This window comes from Arthrobacter sp. 05N425 (assembly GCF_056397125.1).
In genome coordinates, this window is the sequence record NZ_JBFTMU010000014.1 from 84,434 (window position 1) to 109,588 (window position 25,155).

The following is a 25,155-nucleotide window of genomic DNA, read 5'->3' on the forward strand; positions in this document are numbered from 1 at the left end:
GTTACCGCATATCCGGCGGGGATCAGTGGTTGGCGCTAGTGGGCTTCGGAAAGTTCGAGCCGGCTGCGGTACTCCACCGGGCTGCCCGAGATGGGGTCCACGAAGCGGATGCCGCGGGCCAGGAGCTGAAGCGGTTTGGCGTAGTCGTCCGGCGCCTTGTCCAGCAGCTCGGGATAGAACGCGTCGTTCACAATCCCGAGTCCCAGCGACGCCATGTGCACGCGGAGTTGGTGCGTCTTCCCCGAGTGCGGCTCCAGCCGGTAGAGCGCACGGCGCGGGGCGGCGGCGTCGGGTGCGTCAAAGGTGCGCAACCGCTCGATCCGGGTCTCGGCGTTGGGCACGCCCTCGATGACCTCGGCGAGCAGGTAGCTGCGGGACTTGGTCATCCTGTTGCGCACGACTACCGGGAAGTCGACGGCGGGGTGCCCCGGGGCGGGCTCCGCGGCGGACACGCACTCGTATTCCTTCTGAACCTGGCGCTTCTCGAAGAGCACCTGGTATTTCCCGCGGGTCTCGGGGTTGGTGGAGAGCAGCAGGATGCCGGCCGTCATGCGGTCCAGGCGGTGCATCGGGATCAGGTCCGGCAGCCGCAGCTGGTTCCGCAGGCGCACCAGGGCCGACTCCTGGATGTAGGTGCCGCCCKGGGTGGTGGGCAGAAAGTGCGGCTTGTCCACGACCAGGAGGTGCTCGTCCTGGTGCAGGATGTTCAGTTCCACCGGGATGCGGGTCTCGGGGGGCAGTGAACGGTAGTACCAGATGAAGGTGTGGCGCTGCAGCGGGGTGGTGCGGTCCAGCGGTACGCCGGCCTCGCCCACGATCTCGCCGGCGTCGAAACGGTCCTCGATGCCCTGCGGGTCGATGTGCCCCCAGCGGTGCATCATGTAGTCCATGGCGGTGTCCCACGGCCCCTCGTCCGGCAGCCGCAGGCGGGTCGCGTTCACGCCGTCACGCACGGGCAGGGGGGATTGCATCACCGGTCCATTCTACTTTGCCCGCCCCGCCGCCCCGCTTGCCCGCCGTGCCCCGCCCGCCCTTTCGACGGTTCCGTGCCCGCTCGACGTTTCCAAGCACCGAATCGGCAGGGAACCGTCGAGACGGGGCCGACGACAAAAAATTTCTTGACAAATAAAACTGTCGGCAACCAAGCTTGGAGCATGTTGGACATCGAAGTGATCGAAGACCCGGCCGCGGCGGAGACATCCTTGGATCCGATCCGGACCCGCATCCTGCGCGAGCTGGCCGAGCCAGGATCGGCAACACAGCTGGCCGCGAAGGTGGGCCTGCCGCGGCAGAAAGTGAATTACCACCTGAAAGCCCTCGAGCGGCATGGGCTGGTCGAACTCATCGAGGAGCGCAGGCGCGGCAACGTCACCGAACGCATCCTGCGGGCGACGGCGGCGTCGTACCTGATTTCGCCGGCGGCGCTTGCCTCCGTGGCCCCGGACCCGCACCGGTTCTCGGACCGCTTCTCTGCGTTCTGGCTGCTGGCGCTCGCGGCCCGCATGGTCCAGGAAATGGGCCAGCTGATCGCCGGGGCCACCGCGGCCAGGCAAAAACTCGCCACCTTCGCGATCGACGGCGAGGTCACTTTCCGGTCCGCGGCCGACCGGGCGGCCTTCGCCGAAGAGCTCGGCGTCGCGGTGACCCGGCTCGTGGACAAGTATCACGACGGCGGCAGCGGCGTCCCGGCGGACGGCTCGCCAGAGTCCCCGGCAGCCCGACCGGCCGGACGCAGGCACCGGCTCGTCGTCGCACTCCATCCCTCGCTGAAGGCGACGGCACGCACAACAACCCACGCAACCCCGAAAGACACAACCACCCAAGCCAAGGAGCAGGACAATGACTGACAAGCGCGAATTCGAGATCGTTTACGACACCGAACTGCCCGGCACGCCCGAACAGGTGTGGGAGGCCGTCACCAAGGACACCCCCGCCTGGATGTTCCCCACGGACCAGTGGCCCGCGGTGCGTACTGTGGACGAGTACCCCTCGCATCTGGTCACCCGGATGGACGGCCCGGACGGCTGGTTCAACCAGCTGGAGCACGTACTGGAACCGCTAGACGGCGGCCGGGCGCGGCTCCACTACGTCCACAGCGGCATTTTTGCAGACAACTGGGATGAGCAGTACGACGGCGCCAGCAAACACACGGCCTTCTACCTCCACACCCTGGGCCAGTACCTGCAGCACTTCAACGGCCGGCCCGTCGTCTTCACGGACATCCAGGCGCCGGCCGCGTCCCAGGTCCCGGACGGCTTCGACCGGCTCAAGAAGGCCCTCGGCGTCGCCGGGTCGGCCCCCGGCGACGGGGTGGAGCTGGACGTCGACGGCGTCGGGCACCTGGCCGGCGAAGTGGACTTTGCCAACGAAAACTTCCTCGGCCTGCGGACCGCCGACGCGATGTACCGCTTCTTCGGCCGCAACAACTTCGGGGCGCCGGTGGGCATGACCGTGCACGACTTCAGCGGCAGCGGGGACACCGGGGCGACGTCGAACGCCTGGGCCGGATTCCTAACCGTCGAAACGGGCCGGGGGCCGGGTCAGGCGATGGCCGCGGCGGGCTGGGCGGGGAGGTTCCGGCGCAGCTGCGGGGAGCGGTCCAGCCGGTCCTGGGCCGCGCGCAGGGCCAGCACCGCTGACTCGAGCTGCTCCGGCGGCAGGGTGAACGGCAGCCGCAGGTAGTACTCGAAGGCGCCGCCGACGCCGAACCTGGGTCCCGCCGCGAGGCGGATGCCGAAGTCCGGGGCGAGCACCGCCAGAGCGGTACTGACGGGCGCGGGAAGACGGCACCAGACCGACAATCCGCCAACGGGCCGCTCCGGCTCCCAGTCCGGAAGATGCCCGCGGATCAGGTCCAGCAGGCAATCCCGGTTTCCGCGCAGCGCGGCGAGCCGGGCGGGCAGCGGCTCGGCCAGGTCATTGACCAGGTGCGCCGCGGCGAGCTGCTCCACCACTGGACCGCCCAGGTCCAGTGTGGTCCGCGCCGCGGCGAAGCGCTGGATCAGGGGCTCGCTGGCACGGATCCAGCCGGTGCGCAGCCCCGCCCAGTGCGACTTGCTGAGCGATCCCAGGGACACCACCGCCGGCCCGAACGCGGCCATCGGAGTGGAGCTGGCGCCGTCGAGGTTCAGCTCCCGCAGCGTCTCGTCTGCCACCAGCACGGTGCCTGACGCCACGGCGGCCGCTACCAGGCGGCGCCGCTGGGCGTCGGGCATGAGCCGGCCGGTGGGGTTGTGGAAGTCCGGCACCACGTAGGCCATCGACGGCCGCTGCTGCAGCAGCGCCGATTCCATCGCCTCCAGGTCCCAGCCTGCCTGGCCCCCGGCGCGGGCGTGCTCCGTGTGGGCGCCGCCGCCGTGGGCCGCGGGCATGGCCACCGTCACCGGGCGGCAGCCCGCGGCCCGGATCGCGTCGAGGGCATTCGGGTAGCTCGGATGTTCCACGAGCACCTTCCCGGACCGCCCGGCGAGGGTCCGGAGCACGATGTTCAGGGCGTGCTGCGCGCCGGAGGTGACCAGGATCTGCCCGGCGGTGGTGGGCACCCCGGCCGCCGTGTAGCGGGCCGCAATCGCCTCCCGGAGCGGACCCACGCCGAGCGCGTCGTACCCGAAGCCGGGCAGCAGCGCCGGCAGCTCCGTCAGTGCGGCGGCAAACGCCCGGTGCACCACTTCGCCGCTGGCTGGCAGCGAGGCGTAGGCCAGGTCGAGGATCCCGTCGGGAACCGCCAGCCCGGGGGCGCCGCTGAGCCGCAGGCCGCCGTCGTTCCCGCCGGGATGGGCCGGGCCGTGGCTCGGGATGCAGCTCCGGCTCCGGCTGCCCTGGCCGCTGCTGAGGAAGCCCTGCTCGCGCAGCAGGGCGTAGGCCGCGGTCACGGTGGTGCGGCTGATGCCGAGGGTGGCTGCCAGCGACCGCTCGCTGGGCAGTGCCACATCGAGCGGGATCCGGCCGTCGAGGATGAGCAGGCGGACGACGTCGGCCAGCTCGCGGTAGGCGGGCGAGGCGCCGACGTTCCACTTACCCAGCAGGCGGGTGAGGGAACTCGGATTCAGGGAGCCGGACATAAAGCCAGTATTCCAAACTGGCTATGGATTACAAGGCCAGTTTTCCGGCAGGATGGTGGCCATGATGACGCGCAGACTCCTCCAGCTCCTGATCGGCCTAGCCCTGTACGGCGTTTCGCTCGCCATGGTCATCCGCGCCAGCCTGGGCACAGCGCCGTGGGACGTCTTCCACCAGGGACTCGCCGGCAGGACCGGGCTGAGTCTTGGCACCGTGGTGATCATCGTCAGTTTCCTGGTCCTGCTGCTGTGGATCCCGCTCCGGCAGTGGCCCGGGGTCGGCACCGTCAGCAACGCCGTGCTGGTGGGGGTCTTCGCCGACCTCGGGCTGGCGCTGATCCCCAAGTTCTCGCACCTGGGTGGCCAGGTCGCGCTCCTGATCGGGGCCGTCCTGCTCAACGGCGTGGCCTCCGCCCTGTACATCGGTGCCCGCCTGGGGCCCGGAGCGCGGGACGGCCTGATGACCGGACTTGCACGGCGCACCGGCTGGCCGGTGCGGGGCGCGCGGACCGGCATCGAGGTGGTGGTGCTGGGCGCCGGTTGGCTGCTGGGCGGCTCGGTCGGCGTGGGGACCGTGCTCTATGCGCTGGCCATCGGACCCCTGGTCCAGCTCCTGCTGCCGCGATTCACCGTCCGCGAGCTGAAGTCCGCCGAGCTGAAGTCCCCCGGAGAGGTCCTGCCCGCTGCGGACGACCAGCCCGAAGCGGAAGCGGCCGTGGCCGGGGCCTCGACACCGGCCACCTAGATCCACGGACGGAGCCTGGCGGCCGCGCACCCGGCCGGCCGCGTCAGGCTCCGAGCAGGGGCTGGCAGCTGGGGCAGAAGTAGATGTCCCGTTCCTCGGTGCCGGTGGCCTTGGCCAGGACGCCGCGCCGGATGGGGGTGCCGCATTTGAGGCAGGGCTGGTGCTCCCGCCGGTACACCCAGTAGCCCGGCCGCCCCGCCGTCCGGCCGACCGGGACGCCGCGAGCGTTGAGCACCGTGACGCGGCGGCCCGGGCCGAGGTTGGCTGTCAGCAGGACCTTCGCGTCGGTGATCATCGCCGCCAGGTCCGGGACCGCCGAGACCGGCGACGCCGGGTGGACGCCGGACAGGAAACACGCCTCGCAGCGGTAGATGTTGCCGATGCCGGCCAGATTGCGCTGGTCCAGGAGCGCGACGCCGATCGGCACCTCGGGTGCCGCGAGCAGGCGGCGTTCGGCTTCCGCCATGTCCCAGTCCGGGCCGAGCAGATCCGGTCCGAGGTGGCCCACGACGCTGGCCTCCTCCGCCGTCGGGATGACCTCCAGCAGCCCGAGCGAAAATCCGACGGCGTCCGCCGACGCCGTGCGGAGCACACAGCGGGCGGTGAAACCGGGCTTGCGCCAGCGCCCGCCGGGGGGATAGACCTGCCAGTTCCCCTCCATCTTCAAGTGTGAGTGGATAGTGAGCCGGTCCTTCGGGGCCGGTCCCGTCACGCGCATCAGCAGGTGCTTGCCGCGGGGGACGACCTCCTGGACGGTCCAGCCGCCCAGCTTCAGCGTGGCGAAGCGCGGCACCCGGAAATCGGACGCCAGCAACTCCTTGCCGGCCAGCGCGGCGTGCAGCTGCGCCGCAGCGCGGAAAACGGAATCGCCCTCAGGCACGGATCCTCAGTCCCTTCGGGGTGGAGTAGGCGCCGGCTTGGGCCAGGGCGGCGGCAACGGGGGTGTCCAGGATGCCGTGGCCGTTGACCTTTTCCATGATGAGCTTGTCGACGGCGCCCCGGGTCACGACACCCACGAGGGCTGCGCCGGCGGCGGCCAGGACTTCGGCGTCGGTGCTGAACGCCAGCAGGGTCTTCCCGCCGCGTTCGACGTAGAGGACCAGGGCTCCGTCGACCAGCACCACCAGGGCACCTGCCTTCCGGCCCGGCCGGTGGCCGGTGCCTGCCTCCTCATTCACGGCCGGCCACGGCAGCGCGGCCCCGTACGGGTTCGCGGGGTCCGTGGCGGCGAGTGCCAGGGCGACCGGCTCGGTCTTGTTCAGCTGGGCGTCCTCGACGTAGGAGCGCAGCCGGTCCACGGTGGCCGGCACGGCGAACTGGGCTGCGCCGAGGTGCTCAATGAAGTAGCCGCGGCGGCAGCGCCCGGCTTCCTCGAGCCGGGCCAGCACCTTGTACATCAGGCCGAAGCCGCCCAGGATGTTCTCCGCCATGACCGATCCGCGGGTGACCACGCCGTACCGGTCGAGCAGGAGTTCGGCGGTGGCGCGGGCGTGGATGGTGGCGTCGAGTTCGGGGGCCGGGAGTGCGGACCAGCGCCCCGCAGCCAGGGGAGGCGTGGGGGCGGCGCCGCTGACGGAGCCGTAACGGCCGCCGGTAAGGCCCGGCGATCCGAGCAGGCCGGTCCCGTGGGCGCGTCCCAGCCGGCTGAGCCTGGGCGCACGGGCCCGCGGGGCGCGCCCGACCTGCCGGTGCGCGGTGTGCCCGCCCGCGATCAGCGCCCGGACCGGAGCGAATGTATCGCCGGTGATCCGGCCCGCCCAGGCCAAATCCCAGAGTGCGGACACGACGTCCTGGTCGCTGAGCACCGAATCCATCCCGCCGGCAATGTCGGTTAGCTGCCGGAAGAAGTAACCGCCGCCGTTGTTCCGCAGGTGGTCCAGGAGCCGCTGCTGCGCGTCGCCGGGTTCGAAGTCCAGGGCCGGGTTCAGCGTCAGTTCGGCGGAATCGGCCAGGTGCAGGCTTACCCAGCCGTCGTTGCCGGGCAGTGAGCCGGCTCCGGACCAGAGGACCTCGCCGGCGGCCATGAGCTCGTCGAGCATGGCCGGCTGGTAGTTGGAGACGCGGCTGGCCAGGACCAGCGGTTCCCAGGCGGAAGCCGGAATCGGCACGCCGGAGAGCTGGTCGATGGCGGTGATGATGCCGTCCAGCCCGCGCAGCGCCGACTGCCCCCGGGCGCCGGGTGTCCGTACGTTTTGCCAGGCCGGGAGGAACCGCCCGTAGGCGGACATATCCACGGGCTCGACCTCGGCGCGCAGCGCGGCCAGGGAGCGGCGGCGGAGCTTGCGGAGCACCTCGGCGTCGCACCATTCGCTGGCGCCTGCCGAAGGCATAACGATCGCCGGGGTCGCCGGGGTCGCCGGAGCCGTCGGTGCAGGCGCGTCCGCCGTCTCCTTGGCTGACCCGCTTTCCGGTGCCGTGACGTGGGGCCGGAACTCGCCCTCGACGGCGCGCCCATCCGCGGCCAGCCGCTTGAGCGCCGTGCCGACGACGGCGACGCCGAGTCCCAGCCGGGCGGCGGCCTCGGCGGCGGTAAATGGCCCGTGAGTCCGGGCGTACCGCGAAACGAGGTCGCCCAACGGGTCCGCGACGGGTTCGATGAACGCCAGCGGCACGCCCATCGGCAATGGAACACCGAGGGCATCGCGTAGCCTGGCGGCGTCCTCGACAGCGGCGAACCGCTCGGCGCCGCCGATGTTGACCTTGATCGCACGGTTGGCCCGCTGTAGCGCGGCCAGATGCGCCGCGGCCTCGGGGCTGCCCGCCGCGATTTTGGCGGGCTCCGGCCCCGCATCGGGCACGCCGTCGACGGCGCCCTCTCCTGCTGCAGCGTCGGCAAGCTCCGTTCCGGACGCGGCCTTGGTTGCGGCGGGCTGGATCTCGGCCTCCAGCCGGGCGGCGACTTCGTCGGGGGTGAGCGGGCCCAGCAACCGGAGCAGGTCGGCCACGCCCTCCAGCCCGCGCATTCGGCGGTCCGGCGCGAGGCGCTGGAGTTCAAGCTCGGTGGCCTCGATGACCTTCGCGTCGAGCAGTTCGCGCAACTCCACCCGGCCCAGCAGTTCGTTGAGCAGGGTGGAATCCAGCGCCAGGGCGGCGGCCCGGCGCTCGGCCAGCGGCGAATCGCCCTCGTAGAGGAACTGCGCCACGTAGCCAAAGAGCAGGGACTTCGCGAACGGCGAGGGCTGCTGCGTGGTGGTCTGCAGGATCCGCAGTTCGCGCCGCTCGATCGAGGCGGCAATGTCCTTCAGAGCCGGAAGGTCGTAGACGTCCTGCAGGCATTCGCGCACGGTTTCGAGCACGATCGGGAAGGTCGGGTACTTCCGGGCGACGTCCAGCAGCTGGGCCGAGCGTTGCCGCTGCTGCCAGAGCGGCTGCCGCTTTCCGGGGGTCTGCCGGGGCAGCAACAGGGCGCGGGCGGCGCACTCCCGGAAACGGGAGGCAAACAGAGCGCTGCCGCCGACCTCTGCGGTGACAATCTGTTCCAGCTCCTCGGGCTCGAAGAGGAACAGTTCGGCGCCGGGCGGTTCGTCCTCCATCATCGGCACCCGCAGCACGATGCCGTCGTCGGCGGCCATCGCGGAGCCGTCCATCCCGTAGCGCTGTTGCAGCCGCTGGCCCACGGCGAGGGCCCACGGCGCGTGCACCGGCATGCCGAAGGGGCTGTGCAGCACCACCCGCCAGTCGCCGAGCTCGTCGTGGAAGCGCTCGACCACGAGGGTCGTGTCGCTGGGGACCACCTCGGTGGCGAGCTTCTGCTCGGCGAGGTACTGGATCAGGTTGTTGGCGGCGAAGTCGTCCAGGCCGGTGGCCTTGCAGCGCTCGGTGGCCGGACCGACGTCGGACGCCGAAAGTTCGCGCATGAACGCGCCGAGGGCCCGGCCCAGGTCCACCGGCCGGCCGAGCGAGTCGCCCCGCCAGAACGGCAACTTGCCCGGCTGGCCGAAGGCGGGGGAGACAAGGACGCGGTCGTGCGTGATGTCCTCGATCTTCCAGCTGGTAGCGCCGAGGGCAAAGATGTCGCCAACGCGGGATTCGTAGACCATCTCCTCGTCGAGTTCACCCACCCGGCGGCCGCCCTTGGCGGTGGACGCCTGGCCCGCGGCCTTGCCGTCGCCGGTGCCGCCGGGGGAGCCGGTGCCCTCCACCTCCGTGCCGATGATGTACACCCCGAACATGCCGCGGTCCGGGATGGTGCCGCCGGAGGTCACGGCCAGCCGCTGCGAGCCGGGGCGTCCTTCGATGGTGCCGGCGTTGCGGTCCCAGACAATCCTGGGCCGCAATTCGGCGAATTCGTCGGACGGATAGCGTCCGGCCAGCAGGTCCAGCGTAGCCTCGAACGCGGAGCGCGGGAGCGAGGCGAAAGGTGCGGAGCGGCGGACGGTGGCGAACCACTCCTCGACGTCGATCGCGCCGAGCGCGGTCGCGGCAACGGTCTGCTGGGCGAGGATGTCCAGCGGGTTGGCCGGGACGTAGAGCCGTTCGATCTTGCCGTCCAGCATGCGTTCCACGGTGATGGCCGTGTGGACAAGGTCCGCCCGATGCTTGGGGAAGAGCACTCCCTGGGAGATCTCGCCGACCTGGTGGCCGGCCCGGCCCACCCGCTGCAGCCCGCTGGCCACCGAGGGCGGCGACTCGACCTGCACCACGAGGTCCACCGCGCCCATGTCGATGCCGAGTTCCAGCGAGGAGGTGGCCACAACGCAGCGCAGCCGGCCGGATTTCAGGTCGTCTTCAATCATGGCGCGCTGGTCCTTCGACACGGACCCGTGGTGTGCCCGGGCCAGGACCGGGTCGGCGCCCGCGGTGCTGCCGGCCTGGGCCATCATGTGCGCCGGCGTCGCGGTCGAGGCGGGCAGCGAACCGTCCGGCCCCGCCGCACCGCCGGCTGCCTCGTCCCAGCCGCCGCCTTCGGCCATCAGCTGGCGCTCGGCGTAGATCTCGTTGAGCCGGGCGGTGAGCCGTTCCGCGAGCCGGCGGGAGTTCGCGAACACGATGGTGGACTGGTTGGCCAGCACCAGGTCCACGATCTTCTCCTCGACGTGCGGCCAGATCGACGCGTGCGGCTGCAGCCCGGACGCCGGCCCCGAGTCGAAGGCCCCGGCGGCGCCCTGGAGATCGGACATGTCCTCGACCGGGACGGAGACGGTCAGGTCCCAGGTCTTCTTGGACGGCGGCGCGACGATCTCGACCGGTGCGGAGCCCGCCAGGAACTGCGCCACGAGTTCCTTCGGTTCCACCGTCGCGGAGAGCCCGATCCGCTGGGCCGGTTTGGGCAGCAGCGCGTCGAGGCGTTCCAGCGAGACGGCCAGGTGCGCGCCGCGCTTGGTGCCGGCCACGGCGTGGACCTCATCGACGATGATGGTGTCCACCTCGTCAAGGGTCTCGCGCGCCTTGGAGGTGAGCATCAGGAAGAGGGACTCGGGGGTGGTGATCAGGATGTCCGGCGGGTGGCTGAGCAGCGAGCGTCGGTCCGCCGCCGTCGTGTCCCCGGAGCGGACCCCCACCGTGATCAGCGGCGCGGGCAGGCCGAGGCGCTTGGCGGTCTGGGTGATGCCGATCAGCGGCGCGCGCAGGTTGCGTTCGACGTCGACGCCCAGCGCCTTGAGCGGGGAGATATACAGCACACGGGTTTTCCGCTTCGGAGCCTTCCGCCGCCCCTTGGCGGCCGCGGCATCCAGCCCGGGCAGTCCGGGAAGTTCCTCGGGGGCCGGCGGTGCGGAGACCAGCAGCCGGTCCAGTGCCCAGAGGAACGCCGCGAGGGTCTTGCCGGAGCCGGTCGGCGCCACCACCAGGGCGTGCGCTCCTGAGGAAATGGCATTCCAGGCGCCGTTCTGCGCCGGCGTGGGCGCGGAGAAAGCGCCCAGGAACCACTCCCGGGTCGGCCGGCTGAACCGGTCCATGGCCTCGGCCGCAAGTGTGCCGCCGGCGAGCTCCTGCCCCTTCATTCCTCCATCATGCCTTAAGGCACCGACACTATTTTGCGGCGCGATTTGGCGGTGGGGTCCGTTGATGGGGTCCGGCGGTGCCCTGGGGCGGACGCTACATCGCGGTGAAGGCCGAGACGGTCAGGAGCTTGATCGCCGACTCGCGGCAGGCGTCCTTGGGTGCGGCGATGAACAGCGACGCCGTGTCTTCCGGCGGGTACACCCGGAAGCCGGCAGCCGGGGTGTGGGTGCAGCTGGGGTAGTTGCCGGCCTGCGTGTAGCGCAGGGTGGCTTTTCCGGACTTGCCCGGGGCGAGCAGCACGTCGGCAACGGGCGCCGAGTCGTCGCGTGTCGCCGCGGCACCGATGGGGGCGCCGCTGGCGCCGGCGGTGAGCGATACTCCGGCGAAGCCCTTCAACAGGCACGGCTCAGCGCCGGAGTTCTTCAGGATCAGCTGCATATAGACGCTTCCGGCCGCGCCCCCGCCCCGGGCGTCGAGGGACCCCTTGAGGTTGGCGGCCTTGCAGAGGGCAGGACCGGTCGCGGTGGATGTGGTGGCAGTTGCGGGCGATGCCGTAGCAGTTCCGCCGGACGCCGTCGTGGCAGGGCTGGCGGAAGCCGTCTCGCTGGCGGAGGCCGACGGCGACGTGGCGGTCGTGGCGCCCTGGGACTGGCTTTGGGGCTGGCTTTGGCCGCAGCCGCTGAGCAGCAGCGCAACCGCGGCGGCCGCCGTCACGGAAGTAATTACCAGTTTGTTCTTCATCTGCTGAGGCCTCATGGCACAACTTTGATGTTCCACGGTTGCCTTAGTCAACGACGCCACGACGAAGGGCCCGGATTGATGCCCGGATTGTGATTTCCGGGCATCAACCGGGGGTGCGTTACTTCGCGGGTGCTGGCTTGCGGCTGCGGAGCAGGGCGATGCCGCCCAGGACCAGGCCACCGACGCCAGCGACGAGGCCCGCCCAGCTTCTGGCCTGGCCGCCGTCGTCGTTTGTCGCGGCCGCGCGGGCCGCGGGGGAGGACCCCGCCGGCTCGGCGCCGTGTGCGTCATGCCCGTCCGCCTCCGTGGCGGCTGCCGCGGCGCTCACCGTCAGCGACGGCGCCGGGGACTTCAGCGCATCGGCGTCCTGGCCCGCTGCCGGGACCTGCGACCAGTCCACCCGGCCGACTTCGCAGCTCTGCAGGGTCGGGAAATAGAGGGTCTTTCCGGCAGTATCCGGCAGCTTCACCGACAGCACCAGCGCGTCGCGGAGCTCCGGGCTCAGCGGCGCCTTGGCGGTGTAGACGATCTGGCTGGTGCGCTTGGTGATCGATGAGCCGTCGGCCAGCTTCTTCGGCGCCGCCAGCTTTTCGGTGACCTTGGCCGCCGTCCAGTTGGGGTTCACGGTGGGCTGGGCGTCGTCGAGCTCCGGCGGCAGGGTGATGGCCACCTTGGTGGTGGCGGATTCCGCGCAGCCGTGCGGGATGGCGAAGGACAGCAGGGCATAGGAGTTAGCGGTGGTCTTGTCCGGGGAGACGCCGACGTGGGCCGAGGCGCCGCTGATGCCGGCGAGCATCAGGGCGGCGGTGGCTCCGGCGGTTGCGGTGCCGGAGAGGGTGCGGCGGAGGGCGGTGTGTCGCTGTGTGGTGGTCAAAACAGGTGCCTTTCAGGCGTGCGCGCGGCACTCAGTGCGGCACTCAATGCGGCGCGCGGAAACGGGGGAGGCGCGGGGCAGCTGCCCGCCGTGCCGGGGGCACGGAGACTTTGCGGGCAGGAACGGCCGCAGCCGGAAGGAAAGTTAGGAGGAAAAGACGACGACGGCGGGCGGCCCGCGGCGGCAATCGCGCCGGAGGTTGCGCCACGGCAGCGGGACGGCGCCGACGGACCGGCGCGGCAGGACGCGCGTGAGGGCCGGACGCGGCAAGACCGCCGCGGGGAGCTGGACGAGCGGGCGGAGCCACGCGGCGAGTGACCAGAGCGCATCCTCGCCCTTGGCCAGGATCAGGGCGCAGGCAACGGTTGCCAGGGCGTGGCCGGCGAGCATGGACAGGGCCAAGGCGGAGTCCAGCTCGTGGAGCCGGAGGTGGTCCGCCGGGACCGGAATCGTGGCCAGGCCCGCGTGGTGCGCCGGCGCGGCAATTCCGCCGATTACGGTGCCGGACGCTGGCCCTGACCCTGACCCTGACCCTGTCCAGCCGGCCGGCGTGCTGAACGCGGCGAAAGCCTCATGCAGCACCACCTGCCCCGCGCCGAGCAGGCCGGTCATCGCGGGCAGGTTGAGCTTCAGCCTGGTGGCCGTGGTGGAAACCAGTCCGGTGAGGGCCAGGAAAGCGAACAGGATGGCGGGGGCGGGAAGCTGGCCTCCGGCGACAACGTGCGCTGCGGCGGCGAGCGTCACGATCGTCGTGGCGACGATGGCCGAGCGCAACGCGTGGAAGGGTGCTCTGGCGGCGGTGCGCATGGAACACTCCCTTCACCGGCGGCGGTCATGGTTGCTCCCGCGGGCGTCCTGCCGGCAGCGGGTTGTCCCTTGATTCTAGCGGCGATTTCTACAGGGCTACGAAAAAAGACTGTCTGCTACGAAGCGGACACCCCGGTCCGGGGACCGGGGTGTCGTTGTCATGACTTCCGGCGGGTGCGGCGGGACTCAGTTGCCGACGGCGGCTGCCGACGCTTCTGCGGCCCCGGCGAGCCGGATCCAGGTTTCCACCACGGTGTCGGGGTTCAGCGACACGGAGTCGATGCCTTCCTCGACCAGCCATTCGGCGAAGTCCGGGTGGTCGCTCGGGCCCTGCCCGCAGATGCCCACGTATTTTCCGCGCGCCTTGCACGCCTTGATGGCCATGCTCAGGAGCTTCTTGACGGCAGGGTTGCGCTCGTCGAAGCTGCCGGCGACGATCGAGGAATCCCGGTCCAGGCCCAGCGTCAGCTGCGTCATGTCATTGGAGCCGATGGAGAAGCCGTCGAAGTAGTCCAGGAACTCGTCCGCGAGCAGCGCGTTGGACGGAAGTTCGCACATCATGATGACCTCGAGGCCGTTTTCGCCGCGGCGCAGCCCGTTTTCCGCGAGCAGGTCGATGACGCCGCCGGCTTCGTCCAAGGTGCGCACGAACGGGATCATCAGCTTGACGTTGGTCAGGCCCATCTCGTTCCGCACGAAGGACAGGGCCTCGCACTCCAGGTCGAAGCAGTCCCGGAAGGATGGTTCCAGGTACCGCGAAGCGCCACGGAAGCCGATCATCGGGTTCTCTTCGTGCGGCTCGTAAGCGGGCCCGCCGAGCAGGTTGGCGTACTCGTTGGACTTGAAGTCGGACATCCGCACAATCACCGGCTCCGGCGCGAAGGCCGCGGCGATGGTTGCCACCCCTTCGGCCAGGCGCTTGATGTAGTAATCGCGCGGACTGTCATAGGCGGCAATGCGTTCCCGGATCTCGGCGAGCACGTCCGCGGGCTGATCGTCCATGTTCAGCAGCGCCTTCGGGTGGATGCCGATCTGCCGGTTGATGATGAATTCCAGCCGGGCCAAGCCCACGCCGTGGTTGGGGAGCTGGGCGAACGTAAAGGCCTGCTCGGGGGTGCCGACGTTCATCATGACCTTCACCGGCGCCTCGGGCAGCTGGGTGATTTCGGTTTCCTCGACGCTGAAGTCCAGGATCCCTTCGTAGATCAGGCCGGTCTCGCCGTCGGCGCAGGAGACCGTCACGTCGAGGCCGTCGGAGAGGACGTCGGTGGCGTCCCCGGTGCCGACGACGGCGGGAATCCCCAGCTCCCGGGCGATGATGGCCGCGTGGCAGGTGCGTCCGCCACGGTTGGTCACGATCGCGGAGGCGCGCTTCATGATCGGTTCCCAGTCCGGGTCGGTCATGTCCGCGACCAGGACGTCGCCGGTCTTGAACGCGGCCATCTGGTCGATCGCGGTGAGGATCCGGACGCTGCCGGCGCCGATCCGCTGGCCGATGGCGCGGCCCTCCACCAGGACCCGGCCGGAGTCGTTCAGGCGGAAGCGGCTCAGGCTGCCGGAGGCCCTGCGGGACTGCACGGTTTCCGGGCGCGCCTGCAGGATGTACAGGCCGCCGTCGAGCCCGTCCTTGCCCCATTCGATGTCCATCGGGCGTCCGTAATGGTTTTCGATGGCGACGGCGTGCCGGGCGAGCTGCTCGACGTCGTCGTCGGTCAGGCTGAAGCGGTTCCGCAGGGACGCCTCGACCGGGACGAAGTCGATGGTGTGGCCAATTTCGCGGTTGCTGGTGTACGACATCTGGAGCGCTTTTTCGCCGAGTCCGCGCTTGAGGATGGCCGGGCGGCCTGCCGCCAGGGCGGGCTTGTAGACGTAGAACTCGTCCGGGTTGACTGCGCCCTGGACTACGGCCTCGCCGAGGCCGTAGGAGGAGGTGACGAAGACGGCGTCCTTGAAGCCGGATTCGGTGTCCATGGTGAACATGACGCCGGATGCGCCGACGTCGGAGCGGACCATGCGCTGGACGCCTGCGGAGAGTGCCACCTCGGCGTGCTCGAACTTGTGGTGCACGCGGTAGGCGATGGCCCGGTCGTTGTAGAGGGATGCGAAAACGTCCTTGATGGCGGTCAGGATGTTCTCGATGCCGCGAACGTTCAGGAAGGTTTCCTGCTGCCCGGCGAAGGAGGCGTCAGGAAGGTCCTCGGCCGTCGCGCTGGAGCGGACAGCCCACGAGAGGTCCTCGGAGCCGCCGTGCTTGTCCACCAGTTTCTGGTAGGAGTCGCGGATCTGCGCTTCGAAGTGCGGCAGGAAGGGCGTCTCGCGCATCAGGGTGCGGATCTCCTGGCCCGCTGCGGCAAGGGCCGTCACGTCGTCGGTATCCAGGCCCACCAGCCGATCGGCAATCTTCTGGTCCAGTCCGGAGTCGGCCAGGAAGCTGCGGTAGGCGTCCGCTGTCGTGGCGAAGCCGTCAGGAACCTGGACGCCGGCAGAGGTGAGGTTCTGCACCATCTCGCCGAGGGAGGCGTTCTTGCCGCCTACCCTGTCCAGGTCCTTGAGTCCGAGTTCTGAGAACCACAGGATGTCCGTCGTCATGGTTGCTGCTCCTTTGCAGATGATGCCTTAATGCCGCCTGCGTGGGCGGCCGCCGTTTGCTGGGCGCAAGTCCTGTCCACAGTGACAGGTCGGCGCCGGTGATTCCACACGATGTGGTCCACGCAACAGTTGTGAAGCGTGGCCTCAGTGCTTGAGGTTCATCTTCTGGAGGATGGTGGCTGCCATTTCCTCCACGGACACGCTGGCCGAATTGAGGTACGGGATCCCGTGGGACACGTACAGCCGTTCGGCGCTGCGCAGTTCGAAGCCGCACTGCCGCAGTGACGCGTAGGGCGAGCCGCGGCGGCGTTCGGTGCGGACCTGACTCAGGCGCAGGGGATTGGTGGTGAGGCCGAAACACTTGGAAACGAAAGGCCGCAGGGGCTTGGGGAGTCCCTCGCGTTCAAAGTCCTCGTCCACCAGCGGGAAGTTCGCGGCGAAGATGCCGTGCTGCAGCGCCAGGTACATGGTGGTGGGCGTCTTACCGCAGCGGGACGGGGCCACCAGGATGACCTGCGCCTTCTCAAGCGCGCGCAGGCTCTGCCCGTCGTCGTGCTCCATGGCGTATTCGACGGCGGCCATCCGGGACTGGTAGCGGGCTGCGTTGCCCAGGCCGTGGGCCCGGCCGGGTTCCCCGCTGGCTTGCGTCCCCAAGGCCTGCTCCAACTGCCCGACGTGGGTCCCGATCAGATCCACGATGATCCCCTTGCAGGTGCCCAGCGTCTGCCGGATGTCGCTGCCGACGGCGGTGGAGAAGACGATCGGCTGCTGGCCCGTGGCCGCGAGGTTGTCGATGACCCTGACGACGGCGCGCGCCTGGTCGACGGTGGTGATGAAGGGGACCGTGATGCGGTCATATTCGTTTGCGGGGAACTGCGTCAGCAGGGTGTTGCCGAGCGTTTCCGCGGTGATGCCCGTACTGTCCGAAAGGAAGTAGACCGGGCGGGGAGCGTCATTGGTCATGAACGCATTGTGCACCAGCGGGGGCCGCGCGGTCTTCCATGACGCATGCGCCCGCCGCCGGGGTGCCGGCCGGACTGCGGGGAGTAGGCTGTGACCCACATCCCCAAAGGAGGCCGCATGAGCTACAAATACCGGACCGTCAGGGTCCGCGGTACGGACCTGGTCGGCACCATTGCGCGCAGGCACGGGGGCGCGCCCGAAATCTACGAGACCTCGAAGGACCCGAGTACTTCTGTGGTTCCCGTGTTCTTTCCGGAAACCGGCGAGATCCGCTTCTTCGACCGGTCGGTGCTGGAGGACGTTGTCAGCCCCGCGGGCTAGGAGCAGCGGCTGGCGTGACCTAGTGCGCGTTGTCCGCCCCTGGGTCGGGCTGGTCCGCTGTGGACTCGCGGAAGACCAGAACGGGGCAGTGGGCATGGTGGACCGCCTGGGTGGACACGGAACCAAGCAACAGCCCCGTGAATCCGCCGTGGCCGCGTGAGCCAACGGCAACGACGTCGGCGTCCCGCGAAGCGTCCACGAGCACCGCGGCGGCGCTGCCCTGCACAATGCGTCCGTTGATCTGAACGCCCTGGCCCCGGACCCGGGCAAGTTCCTCATCGAGAATTGACTGGGCGTCGGTCTGGAACACCTCGTAGTCCCAGGCCTGGCCGAGGGCGTCGGTGACGTAAGGGAAGTGCCAGGCCGTGAGGGCCAGCACTTCACCGCCGCGAGCCTTGGCTTCCTCGACAGCCCAGTCCATTGCCGCCCGGGACTGCTCGGAACCGTCCACGCCAACCACGATTCTGTAGCTCTCGTTTCCGGCCATATGCCTTCCTTCCGAATGCCAGGCCCGATGCCGGGCGGTGCAGTGATTCCTCATCCTGACAGCGCCGCACCCGGGCCGGGAGTGCCATTGGGCAGGGATCCCGCACGCGGTCCCGGTCCCGGGTGACAGTGGAGGCCGGCCGGATAGGCTGAGGACATGCCCGCTTCTCCGCTGGTCGCTGTCTGTGGCCCCGCCTCGTGGAACCACCTCATCCTCCTCGACCACCTCCCGGACCCTGTTCCGCACATGCAGTTCGCCCGCCGCGCCTGGCACACGGTGGGAGGCACCTCGGCGGGCAAGGCCTTGCACCTGGCGGAACTTGGCGTCCAGGTGCGCTTGTGTTCGCCCTTGGGCGCGGATGACGCCGGCGGCCGGGTGCGCGACGCCCTCGCCACAGCCGGCGTCACCATCGAAGCGATTACGTCGGACCGCACCGAGCGTCACGTCAACCTCATGACCGACGGCGGCGGCCGGGTATCGCTCTACGTTTCGGTGCCCTCGCCGCCGGCGGACGACGACCTTGACGCTGCCGCGGCAGTAGTGGCTGCAGCAGATGTTGCCGTGATTGACCTGAGCGAACTTGGCTTGTTGTTGCTCGAACGCGACGAGGTCCGGCAAACACCGTTGTGGGTGGACCTTCATGACTTCGACGGATCGTCCGCGTTCCATCAGCCGTTCCTGCGGGCGGCCGACACCGTCTTCATGAACGACGACCGGACCGACGATCCCTGGGAGCTGATGCGCTCCTGCCTCGCCCGGGGCCCCCGTCTGGCTGTGTGCACCCGCGGGGCAGAGGGTGCGGTAGCGCTGGAAGCGGACGGGACGCGGCATGAGGTCGCTGCTGTTCCCGCGGATGTGGTGGACACCAACGGTGCCGGCGATGCGTTCATGGCCGGGTTCCTGGGCGCGAGCCTGCAGGGCGCGTCCGTGACTGAGTCCCTCAAGGCGGCGGCCGTCCAGGCCCGCGTCGCCATTGAGAGTGAGCATCTGCACCCCGTCCTCGGGGGCTGATCCGCTGGCGCCCGATCCCGGGTTGGCAGCGGCCAGATGCCTGCCAGCGGGACCGGCTTAGAGGCCGGTCGGGAACTTAAACGTTGTGGGCATCGGCTCCGGGGCCGTCCCGTGGAACAGGACGACTTCATCGTGGGCTTTCAGGACGACAGCTTGGGCCGGCCCCGCCTGCTTGGCGCCGTTCACAGCGACGGACCAATCCGAGATGGGTGAATGCGCGGTCCCGGGCTTGCCGGTGCCGTCCAGGACACCCCATTCGGTCAAGAGCTGGCCAAGCGTGTAGGTAGCCCCGGCGACCGGCGCCTCAACGTGGATGATGCCGGTCTCGTCATGTGTGTGCAGCGCCGAGATGCCGTTGGGTTGGCCGGCCGCGGTGAAGCTGAAGCCGATGTCCGCCGGGACAGGAACAGGCTTGCCGTCCACGAAAACGTCCAGATGGGCGTGGAAGTGCTCGGCTGCGCCCTCCTCGTTGAGGACCGCCAGGCCTGCCGCTTTGATCCGTTCGGCTCCGCCCTTGGGGTTCAGCTCCCAGCCCGTGGTCGGAGCCGCGGCTGCGGCGGATGAGGTGGCGCTCGCGGCCGGGGCGGTCGGGCTCGGAGCAGGGGCGGCGGTCGAACATCCCGAGACGGACAGGCATGCAGCGCCCAGCATCACGGAAAGCGGGAGGAGCTTCTTCACAAGGGCTTCCTTCATTCGGGAGCAGGGGCAACTGTGGATCTGTGCGGGGGAGGCGAGAGGTGTTCGTGACTCCTAAGCCTACGTGGCAGGATCTTCCAGTCGTTTGCCATGGCAGGGGGCGGCCCCCCGGGACGGGGTCTGGCCGGACGAGGCTGGACAACTCGACGCTGGTGCCTCTGTCAGTCACGTTGTCGAGGTCCGGAACGGTGACGCCAACGAGGTCGAACCGCACGATTCGTGTCATGAGCGGCACCCCCAAATGATCGTTTCTGGATGGTCTAGGCCGGCGTCTACGGTGAACTTTGCGGCGGAGTCGCGGTGCGAGGAAAGGCCCTATTGCGGGGGTGAGGTTATCCCTTGCCTTGGGCCGCGGGAGGTACGAAGATGAGCGCAGAATCAGCATTTCATCCGCAATCGATTCAAGGGAGATTCTCATGTTGCTTTGGATAGCCATCATTATTGCTGTTCTCTGGCTTCTGGGCTTGATCGGGAACATTGGCGGCGGGTTCATTCACCTGCTTCTGGTGATCGCCGTCGTGGTCCTGATCTTCCACTTCATCCGCGGAAGGTCGCGCACATAGAGGCCGATCCCGAGCAATCCTGCCCACGGCGTCTTGCTGCCCGCAAATTCAACAGGCCTCACGTCTACGTCAGCCGTGGGCAGGTCCACGCACCTGCCACACCAGCAAGTACGCCGCGGCTGATCCTGGTATTGGCGCTGCTCGGCCACAGGCGTCGCCGGAAAGTCGCAGGCAATATTGAGAGCCTGCCGGGCGGCCATCTAGTGGATATGGAACGTGGCGAGTCTCCAGTAGATGAGGGCGTTGCGAACGCCGGTCAGGGCCTGGAGCGTATGGGGTCCGGTTCCGTGCATCAGGATGACGCCGCCCGCACGAACCCGCGGGGTGGTGCGGTCGCCGAATTGCACGCGGCGGATGATGGTGCCGGCTGATGAGCCGTCCCAATCGCGCGTGTCAACGGTCCAATAGGCGGGGCGGCATCCTGCACGGGCCAGGGCGTTGTAAACCCTGAGGCTGAACGCGCCGGCACCGTAAGGTGGCCGACAGAGCTTGGGTGACGTGGTGGGTATGACGCTGCCGTGCCGGCGGACCTCGGTATAGATCTGGTTGGCGGTCATGCGTGAGTATTCGCGGTGGTCAAAGCTGTGATTGCCCAGCAGTTGACCGGCCCTGGATATCTGCGTGCGATAGGTCGGGTGGGCGAGCATGCATTGGCCGGTGAAAAAGAATATGGCTTGGACGTTATAGTGACGCAGCCAGTTCAGGAGTCCGGTGAGACGAACCTGGGTGGCGCAGTCGTCGAAGGTAAGTCGCACTCTTGGCCCGTGATAGTACAGATGCAGGATCTCGGAACGCTCGGCAGATGACATCTGGGATGCAAATGGTGCCGGCGGCATGGGGTTGATGACTTTCTGGATCACATCCGGTTGTGCCGCGGCCCAGCTCGGCGCCGGAGCGCTGAAGCCGACAATGACCAGTAGGGCTACGACGATCGGTCGCCAAACCTTCATTGGGCAGTCCCCTTTTCCGCAACTGGGAATGAACTGCGATGAGCACGAGGCAGAGACCGGAGCATTCCCGGATTTGAGTGTCCCCCCGTCACCGACGCCGCAATAGGGTCAAGGGTCCTTTCCCAGGAACTGAGGCCCGGGTAGCGCCGAAGCGACGGCGGCCCGGTGATCGGCTTTTGAGGCGGAGCTGAAGCGCAAAGTCGGTGTGCGGCCCGGGCCTGCGGAATCAAGTTTTGGCCTAATCATTGCCAATGAGCCAGTCGCGGGAAAGCAAAAGGCCCCTGCTTCCCTTGTAAGTAAAGGGAAGCAGGGGCCTAGCTACGTGGCGGTGACGGTGGGATTTGAACCCACGTTGGCTTTTACACCAAACAACATTTCGAGTGTTGCACCTTCGGCCGCTCGGACACGTCACCAACCTGACTAGGGTACCGGAGCAAGCCGCCCAACCCCAAAACGGCGCCCAGATGGTCTCGCAAAACGCCTCGCCGCGCCCCGCCCGCGGCCCCGAAGCTTCCCCCTGTCCCTCCCCGGCACTAGATTCGTAAGCAAGATGAGCAACTCGAACAAGGTCAACCAGGCAACAACCACCGCAACCGCATATTGGACCGTCGGCCCGGAGCAGGGCGAACTCCGGCGCGAGCAATTGCCGGCACCCGGACCCGGCGAAGCGCTCGTGCGCTCGCTCTACTCCGGCATCAGCAAGGGCACCGAGATGGTGGTGCACAACGCCCGCGTGCCGGAATGCATCGCCGAGGAAATGGCCGCACCGCATCAGGAAGGCAGCTTCCCGTCGCCGGTGAAGTTCGGCTACCTTTCCGTCGGCGTCGTCGAGGAGGGCCCGGCCGAGTGGCAGGGCAAGACGGTCTTCTGCCTCTACCCGCACCAGGACCGCTACATCGTCCCGGTCGACTCGCTCACCCAGGTCCCGGACGACGTTCCCGCCCGCCGCGCCGTCCTCACCGGCACCGTGGAAACCGCGGTCAACGCCCTCTGGGAGGCCGGTCCCCGTCTCGGCGACCGCGTGGCCGTGATCGGCGCCGGACTGGTCGGCGGCATGGTCGCCAAGCTCCTCGGGTCCTTCCCGCTCGGCCGGCTGCAGTTGATCGACGTCGACCCCGCTAAGCGCGCCTTCGCCGACACCCTCGACGTCGACTTCTGCCACCCCGACGACGCACTGCCGGACTGCGACATCGTGATCCACTGCTCCGCCGCGCAGGCCGGACTGCAACGCGCCCTGCAGCTGGTGGGCGACGAAGGCGAGATCATCGAGATGTCCTGGTACGCGGACCGCCTGGTCACTTTGCCGCTGGGGGAGGACTTCCACGCCCGGCGGCTCTCCATCCGCGCCAGCCAGGTGGGCGTGGTGGCCCGCGCCCGCCGCCATCGGCGCACCAACGCCGACCGGCTCCAGCTCGCCGTCTCGCTGCTGGCCGACCCAGTCTTCGACACCTTCCTCACCGGCACGTCCGACTTCAGCGAGCTGCCCGACGTCGTCCAGCGCGTCTCCGACGGCAGCCTGGACGCGCTCTGCCACGTCATTCAATACCCCGCCCCTGCAACAGAAACCACGAGGTAATCCGTGTTCAGCCTGACCGTCCGCCGCAATTTCATGATCGCCCACAGCTTGCCGCGCCCTGCCTTCGGCCCTGCCCAGGGCCTGCACGGGGCCACTTTTGTCACGGAAGTGACTTTCCGCCGTCGGACGCTGAACGACGACGCGATCGTGCTGGACATCGGTGAGGCCGGCGACGTGCTGGACGCCGTCCTGGCGGGCCTGAACTACAAGAACCTCGACGAGCACCCGGACTTTACCGGCAAACTCAGCACCACCGAAGCCCTGGCCCAGTACATCGCCGACGCCGTGGCCGGCCAGATCCGCGGCGGCCAGGACGGGAAGGCCCTTGCCGGCATCGAGGTCACCCTGCGCGAAACTCCCGACGCCTGGGCCAGCTACTCGCTCGAGTTCGACGCCGGCTAGCAGCCCCGTGGATGCCCCCGGCCTCCGCCTCCTGGTGCCCGGCAACGTGCGCCACAACTCCGGCGGCAACGCCTACAACGCCGCGCTGCTCCGCGCCCTCGCAGACCTCGGGGTCGCGGCGTTGTCCTGCGAGGTCGACGGCGACTGGCCGGTCGGCAGCCCAGCGGACCGGCAGCGGTTCGGCCGCCTGCTTGCCGAGTCCGACGCCGGCCATGTCACGCTCGTGGACGGTCTGGTGGCCTGCGGGGCGCCGGACGAGCTCGAAGCCGCGGCGGCTGCCGGGGCGCCGGCCTGGATCCTGCTGCACATGCCGCTGGGGACGCATCCGGAACTGGAACACCGCGCGCTGCAGGCCGCGGCCGGCGTTATCTTCACCAGCACCTCCGCCGCGGCGGCCCTGCAGGAACGGCACGGCCTGGGCGGCTTGGCTCGAATCAGCGTCGCGCTTCCCGGCACCGAGCCGGCACCGTCCGCGGCCGGTTCCGAGCCGCCTCACCTCCTCGCACTGGCCGCGCTGCTGCCCAACAAGGACCAGCTGCTGCTGCTGCGCGCCCTCTCGGAGCTCATGGACCTGGCCTGGACAGCATCCCTTGCCGGTTCGGACACCGCGGATCCCGCCTACGCCGCCCTGCTCCGGCAGGAATCGGAGCGCCTCGGCCTGACGGACCGCGTCCGGCTACCCGGCGAGCTGCGCGGAGCCGACCTGGCCGCCGAATGGGACGCCGCTGACCTCAGCCTGCTCATTTCCCGGGCCGAGACCTATGGGCTGGTGGTCACCGAATCCCTGGCCCGCGGCGTGCCGGTGATCGTCCGGGAGGGAACCGGCGCCGTGGAGGCGCTCGCGGCCGGCACTCCCGGAGCAGCAGGCACTCCCGCAGCCGCAGCGCCGGCGCTGCCGGGCGCCGCCGTCGCACTCGGCGAAGATCCGGCACCGCTGGCAGCCCTGCTGCGCCGCTGGCTCACCGAACCGGCCCTCCGCGCCGAATGGCGGGCCGCCGCCCGGGCCGCACGGGAGCACCTTCCCGGCTGGGACGCCACGGCGCGGGCCGTGCTGGCCGTCCTGGCCGCGGCCGGCCCACCTAACTAACCCGCGCTAGTTGTCGTTTTGAGGGCTCATAACGACAACTATTGCGAGCTAGTTGGGCCAAGCGGGTGGAGAATGACCCCATGACTACCGAGCCCATGACCGTGCAACTGCCGCCCGCGGAAAGCCTCACGCCCGAGCGGCTCCGCGCCTGGTCGTGGCACCGGCAGGGCCTGGACGGCTCGCTGGCGGGGTGCACTGCGGAACAGGTGTTCGCCCGGGCCGGCTGGGCACGGTCCGTTGGCGGGGCCAACCCGTACCTCACGCTCTTCGCCCGGGCCGGCATCCGGCGCTCTCAAGTGGACCGGGACGTCCTGGCGCACCGGATCCTGGAACTCCCGACGGCGCGCGGCTGCACCTACGTGCTGGGCGCGGACGACTTCGCCTGGGCGCTGCGGCTGGGACGGGACGCCGCCGAGGCCGGCTTCAAGGTCGTCGGCCGGCTCGGCGTGGACCGCGGCGAAATTGCCCTGCTTGAGGAGCAAGTGCTGCACGCCCTTGCCGAGGCCGGGGTGCCGCTGGACCCGCGGCAGCTCAAGGATGAACTCGGCGATTCGGTCCGCAACCTCGGCGAGGAGGGCAAGAAAAAGGGCGTCACCACCACGCTGCCCACGGCGCTGGGCATCCTGCAAGCGGACGGGCGGATCCGCCGGGTCCCCGCCAATGGCCGGCTGGACCAGCAGCGCTACGCCTACGAGCCCTGGGGGCTGCCGCCGAGCACGCTCAGTGACGATGAAGTCCGCGCCGAGCTGATCCGGCGGTACCTTGGCTGGACCGGAGGAGCCACCTTCAAACAGTCGCAGTGGTTCACCGGCTTTACGGTCGCGCAGAGCAAGGCGGCGCTCGCCGCCGTCGACGCCGTCGAGGTTCCCACCGCCGCCGGCGGAGACCCGCTCTGGATGCTGCCCGACGACGTCGAACGACTCGCCGCCTTCGATGAACCGGCCGAGGAACAGATCCAGCTGCTCGCCGGAACTGATTCGCTGGTGCTGCTGCGCCGGAACGCGGGGGAGCTGCTGGCCGCGGAGGACCAGGACAAAAAGGCGCTAGGTTCGCTTGCGCTGCAGGCCGACCTGCCGGACCATCCCATCTTCGACCGCGGCCGGATCATCGGTTTGTGGCAGTACGACCCGGGCCGGGAGAAGATCGCCGCCTGGGTGTTCGGCACGCCCACGCCGGCCGTGACCCGGCGGATCGCCGAGGTGGAGGCCTGGATCAAGGAGGACCTGGGCGATTTCCGCGCCTTCAGCCTGGACTCGCCCGCCTCCCGGCAGAAGCGGATCGACGCGCTGCGGGCGTCCACGACGGCCACCGCCGAGCGGTAGCTCACCGCCGCGTTGAGGGG

The 25,155-nt window shown here is 69.3% G+C and carries 21 protein-coding genes, 1 tRNA gene and 1 pseudogene; 10 read left to right on the top strand and 13 right to left on the bottom strand.

Going from position 1 to position 25,155, the window contains the following annotated elements; translation table 11 throughout:
* Positions 1 to 35: 35 nt before the first annotated feature.
* The gene (locus AC1DGE_RS14660) at positions 36 to 971 is read right to left on the bottom strand and encodes a pseudouridine synthase (RefSeq protein WP_476917722.1); all 936 of its coding nucleotides are present in this window, start codon (positions 969 to 971) and stop codon (positions 36 to 38) included.
* Between the two features lie 183 nt (positions 972 to 1,154).
* Here AC1DGE_RS14660 and AC1DGE_RS14665 point away from each other — a divergent pair, with 183 nt between their 5' ends.
* Complete coding sequence (locus tag AC1DGE_RS14665; protein WP_476917680.1) at positions 1,155 to 1,847, top strand: helix-turn-helix domain-containing protein; 693 nt, start codon at positions 1,155 to 1,157, stop codon at positions 1,845 to 1,847.
* Positions 1,840 to 2,514, top strand: a pseudogene (locus AC1DGE_RS14670) (SRPBCC family protein); the annotation flags it as partial. The gene AC1DGE_RS14665 and the pseudogene AC1DGE_RS14670, both read left to right, overlap by 8 nt.
* Before the next feature lie 26 nt (positions 2,515 to 2,540).
* Here the strand turns inward: AC1DGE_RS14670 and yczR are convergent.
* A complete protein-coding gene (yczR, locus tag AC1DGE_RS14675; protein WP_476892842.1) occupies positions 2,541 to 4,061 on the bottom strand; it encodes a MocR-like transcription factor YczR in 1,521 nt (506 codons plus the stop codon).
* Positions 4,062 to 4,122: 61 nt separating this feature from the next.
* Between yczR and yczE the strand changes: the two genes are divergently transcribed.
* Positions 4,123 to 4,803: a membrane protein YczE gene (yczE, locus tag AC1DGE_RS14680; RefSeq protein ID WP_476917681.1), complete on the top strand. Its 681-nt coding sequence runs from the start codon at positions 4,123 to 4,125 to the stop codon at positions 4,801 to 4,803.
* Positions 4,804 to 4,846: 43 nt separating this feature from the next.
* Here yczE and AC1DGE_RS14685 read toward each other — a convergent pair whose 3' ends face one another.
* The 7 genes from AC1DGE_RS14685 to AC1DGE_RS14715 all read right to left on the bottom strand — a co-directional run bounded on the left by AC1DGE_RS14685 (position 4,847) and on the right by AC1DGE_RS14715 (position 16,720).
* On the bottom strand, positions 4,847 to 5,683 hold the full coding sequence (locus tag AC1DGE_RS14685) for a DNA-formamidopyrimidine glycosylase family protein (protein ID WP_441418978.1): 837 nt from the start codon (positions 5,681 to 5,683) through the stop codon (positions 4,847 to 4,849).
* The gene (locus AC1DGE_RS14690) at positions 5,676 to 10,745 is read right to left on the bottom strand and encodes an Lhr family helicase (RefSeq protein WP_476917682.1); all 5,070 of its coding nucleotides are present in this window, start codon (positions 10,743 to 10,745) and stop codon (positions 5,676 to 5,678) included. The genes AC1DGE_RS14685 and AC1DGE_RS14690 overlap by 8 nt, the downstream gene beginning before the upstream one ends.
* 94 nt (positions 10,746 to 10,839) lie before the next feature.
* Positions 10,840 to 11,502, bottom strand: coding sequence for a DUF4232 domain-containing protein (locus AC1DGE_RS14695; RefSeq protein WP_476892839.1), 663 nt, complete (start codon positions 11,500 to 11,502; stop codon positions 10,840 to 10,842).
* 103 nt (positions 11,503 to 11,605) lie between these two features.
* Entirely contained in the window at positions 11,606 to 12,283 is a 678-nt protein-coding gene (locus AC1DGE_RS14700; protein ID WP_476917723.1) for a YcnI family copper-binding membrane protein, read from the bottom strand.
* 222 nt (positions 12,284 to 12,505) lie between these two features.
* Positions 12,506 to 13,168 (bottom strand): hypothetical protein, encoded by a 663-nt coding sequence (locus AC1DGE_RS14705; RefSeq protein ID WP_476917683.1) that lies wholly within the window; start codon positions 13,166 to 13,168, stop codon positions 12,506 to 12,508.
* 186 nt (positions 13,169 to 13,354) lie between these two features.
* Positions 13,355 to 15,757 carry a phosphoenolpyruvate synthase gene (gene ppsA, locus AC1DGE_RS14710; RefSeq protein ID WP_476917684.1) on the bottom strand — a complete coding sequence of 801 codons (2,403 nt, stop codon included), beginning with the start codon at positions 15,755 to 15,757 and terminating at the stop codon, positions 13,355 to 13,357.
* A 144-nt stretch (positions 15,758 to 15,901) separates the two neighbouring features.
* On the bottom strand, positions 15,902 to 16,720 hold the full coding sequence (locus tag AC1DGE_RS14715; protein WP_441418983.1) for a pyruvate, water dikinase regulatory protein: 819 nt from the start codon (positions 16,718 to 16,720) through the stop codon (positions 15,902 to 15,904).
* A 117-nt stretch (positions 16,721 to 16,837) separates the two neighbouring features.
* Between AC1DGE_RS14715 and AC1DGE_RS14720 the strand changes: the two genes are divergently transcribed.
* Positions 16,838 to 17,041, top strand: a complete 204-nt coding sequence (locus AC1DGE_RS14720) for a hypothetical protein (protein WP_069950597.1) — start codon at positions 16,838 to 16,840, stop codon at positions 17,039 to 17,041.
* 19 nt (positions 17,042 to 17,060) lie between these two features.
* Here AC1DGE_RS14720 and AC1DGE_RS14725 read toward each other — a convergent pair whose 3' ends face one another.
* Positions 17,061 to 17,528 (bottom strand): universal stress protein, encoded by a 468-nt coding sequence (locus AC1DGE_RS14725; RefSeq protein WP_441418984.1) that lies wholly within the window; start codon positions 17,526 to 17,528, stop codon positions 17,061 to 17,063.
* A gap of 156 nt (positions 17,529 to 17,684) precedes the next feature.
* On the opposite strand from AC1DGE_RS14725, the gene AC1DGE_RS14730 reads away from it, so the two are divergent.
* Positions 17,685 to 18,539, top strand: coding sequence for a carbohydrate kinase family protein (locus tag AC1DGE_RS14730; protein WP_441418985.1), 855 nt, complete (start codon positions 17,685 to 17,687; stop codon positions 18,537 to 18,539).
* Positions 18,540 to 18,596: 57 nt separating this feature from the next.
* Here AC1DGE_RS14730 and AC1DGE_RS14735 read toward each other — a convergent pair whose 3' ends face one another.
* Entirely contained in the window at positions 18,597 to 19,217 is a 621-nt protein-coding gene (locus AC1DGE_RS14735) for a hypothetical protein (protein WP_476917685.1), read from the bottom strand.
* Positions 19,218 to 19,651: 434 nt separating this feature from the next.
* On the opposite strand from AC1DGE_RS14735, the gene AC1DGE_RS14740 reads away from it, so the two are divergent.
* A complete protein-coding gene (locus tag AC1DGE_RS14740) occupies positions 19,652 to 19,798 on the top strand; it encodes a lmo0937 family membrane protein (protein ID WP_441418987.1) in 147 nt (48 codons plus the stop codon).
* 200 nt (positions 19,799 to 19,998) lie between these two features.
* Here the strand turns inward: AC1DGE_RS14740 and AC1DGE_RS14745 are convergent, their stop codons facing one another.
* On the bottom strand, positions 19,999 to 20,748 hold the full coding sequence (locus tag AC1DGE_RS14745; RefSeq protein WP_476917686.1) for a polysaccharide deacetylase family protein: 750 nt from the start codon (positions 20,746 to 20,748) through the stop codon (positions 19,999 to 20,001).
* Between the two features lie 323 nt (positions 20,749 to 21,071).
* Positions 21,072 to 21,161, bottom strand: a tRNA-Ser gene (locus AC1DGE_RS14750).
* Between the two features lie 137 nt (positions 21,162 to 21,298).
* Here AC1DGE_RS14750 and AC1DGE_RS14755 point away from each other — a divergent pair.
* The 4 genes from AC1DGE_RS14755 (at position 21,299) to AC1DGE_RS14770 (ending at position 25,135) form a co-directional block, all read left to right on the top strand.
* Entirely contained in the window at positions 21,299 to 22,324 is a 1,026-nt protein-coding gene (locus tag AC1DGE_RS14755; protein WP_476917687.1) for a zinc-dependent alcohol dehydrogenase, read from the top strand.
* 3 nt (positions 22,325 to 22,327) lie between these two features.
* Entirely contained in the window at positions 22,328 to 22,726 is a 399-nt protein-coding gene (locus AC1DGE_RS14760; protein WP_441418990.1) for a 6-pyruvoyl trahydropterin synthase family protein, read from the top strand.
* Positions 22,727 to 22,733: 7 nt separating this feature from the next.
* Positions 22,734 to 23,813, top strand: coding sequence for a glycosyltransferase (locus tag AC1DGE_RS14765; RefSeq protein ID WP_476917688.1), 1,080 nt, complete (start codon positions 22,734 to 22,736; stop codon positions 23,811 to 23,813).
* An 80-nt stretch (positions 23,814 to 23,893) separates the two neighbouring features.
* A complete protein-coding gene (locus AC1DGE_RS14770) occupies positions 23,894 to 25,135 on the top strand; it encodes a DNA glycosylase AlkZ-like family protein (protein WP_476917689.1) in 1,242 nt (413 codons plus the stop codon).
* Positions 25,136 to 25,155 lie beyond the last annotated feature (20 nt).

What these genes read in the sequence shown, in the direction of transcription:
- AC1DGE_RS14665 (WP_476917680.1), top strand. Translation starts at nt 1,155, where the DNA reads ATGTTGGACATCGAAGTGATCGAAGACCCGGCCGCGGCGGAGACATCC.
- yczR (WP_476892842.1), bottom strand. Translation starts at nt 4,061, where the DNA reads ATGTCCGGCTCCCTGAATCCGAGTTCCCTCACCCGCCTGCTGGGTAAG.
- yczE (WP_476917681.1), top strand. Translation starts at nt 4,123, where the DNA reads ATGATGACGCGCAGACTCCTCCAGCTCCTGATCGGCCTAGCCCTGTAC.
- AC1DGE_RS14690 (WP_476917682.1), bottom strand. Translation starts at nt 10,745, where the DNA reads ATGAAGGGGCAGGAGCTCGCCGGCGGCACACTTGCGGCCGAGGCCATG.
- AC1DGE_RS14695 (WP_476892839.1), bottom strand. Translation starts at nt 11,502, where the DNA reads ATGAGGCCTCAGCAGATGAAGAACAAACTGGTAATTACTTCCGTGACG.
- AC1DGE_RS14700 (WP_476917723.1), bottom strand. Translation starts at nt 12,283, where the DNA reads ATGCTCGCCGGCATCAGCGGCGCCTCGGCCCACGTCGGCGTCTCCCCG.
- AC1DGE_RS14705 (WP_476917683.1), bottom strand. Translation starts at nt 13,168, where the DNA reads ATGCGCACCGCCGCCAGAGCACCCTTCCACGCGTTGCGCTCGGCCATC.
- ppsA (WP_476917684.1), bottom strand. Translation starts at nt 15,757, where the DNA reads ATGACGACGGACATCCTGTGGTTCTCAGAACTCGGACTCAAGGACCTG.
- AC1DGE_RS14715 (WP_441418983.1), bottom strand. Translation starts at nt 16,720, where the DNA reads ATGACCAATGACGCTCCCCGCCCGGTCTACTTCCTTTCGGACAGTACG.
- AC1DGE_RS14720 (WP_069950597.1), top strand. Translation starts at nt 16,838, where the DNA reads ATGAGCTACAAATACCGGACCGTCAGGGTCCGCGGTACGGACCTGGTC.
- AC1DGE_RS14725 (WP_441418984.1), bottom strand. Translation starts at nt 17,528, where the DNA reads ATGGCCGGAAACGAGAGCTACAGAATCGTGGTTGGCGTGGACGGTTCC.
- AC1DGE_RS14730 (WP_441418985.1), top strand. Translation starts at nt 17,685, where the DNA reads ATGCCCGCTTCTCCGCTGGTCGCTGTCTGTGGCCCCGCCTCGTGGAAC.
- AC1DGE_RS14740 (WP_441418987.1), top strand. Translation starts at nt 19,652, where the DNA reads ATGTTGCTTTGGATAGCCATCATTATTGCTGTTCTCTGGCTTCTGGGC.
- AC1DGE_RS14745 (WP_476917686.1), bottom strand. Translation starts at nt 20,748, where the DNA reads ATGAAGGTTTGGCGACCGATCGTCGTAGCCCTACTGGTCATTGTCGGC.
- AC1DGE_RS14755 (WP_476917687.1), top strand. Translation starts at nt 21,299, where the DNA reads ATGAGCAACTCGAACAAGGTCAACCAGGCAACAACCACCGCAACCGCA.
- AC1DGE_RS14770 (WP_476917689.1), top strand. Translation starts at nt 23,894, where the DNA reads ATGACTACCGAGCCCATGACCGTGCAACTGCCGCCCGCGGAAAGCCTC.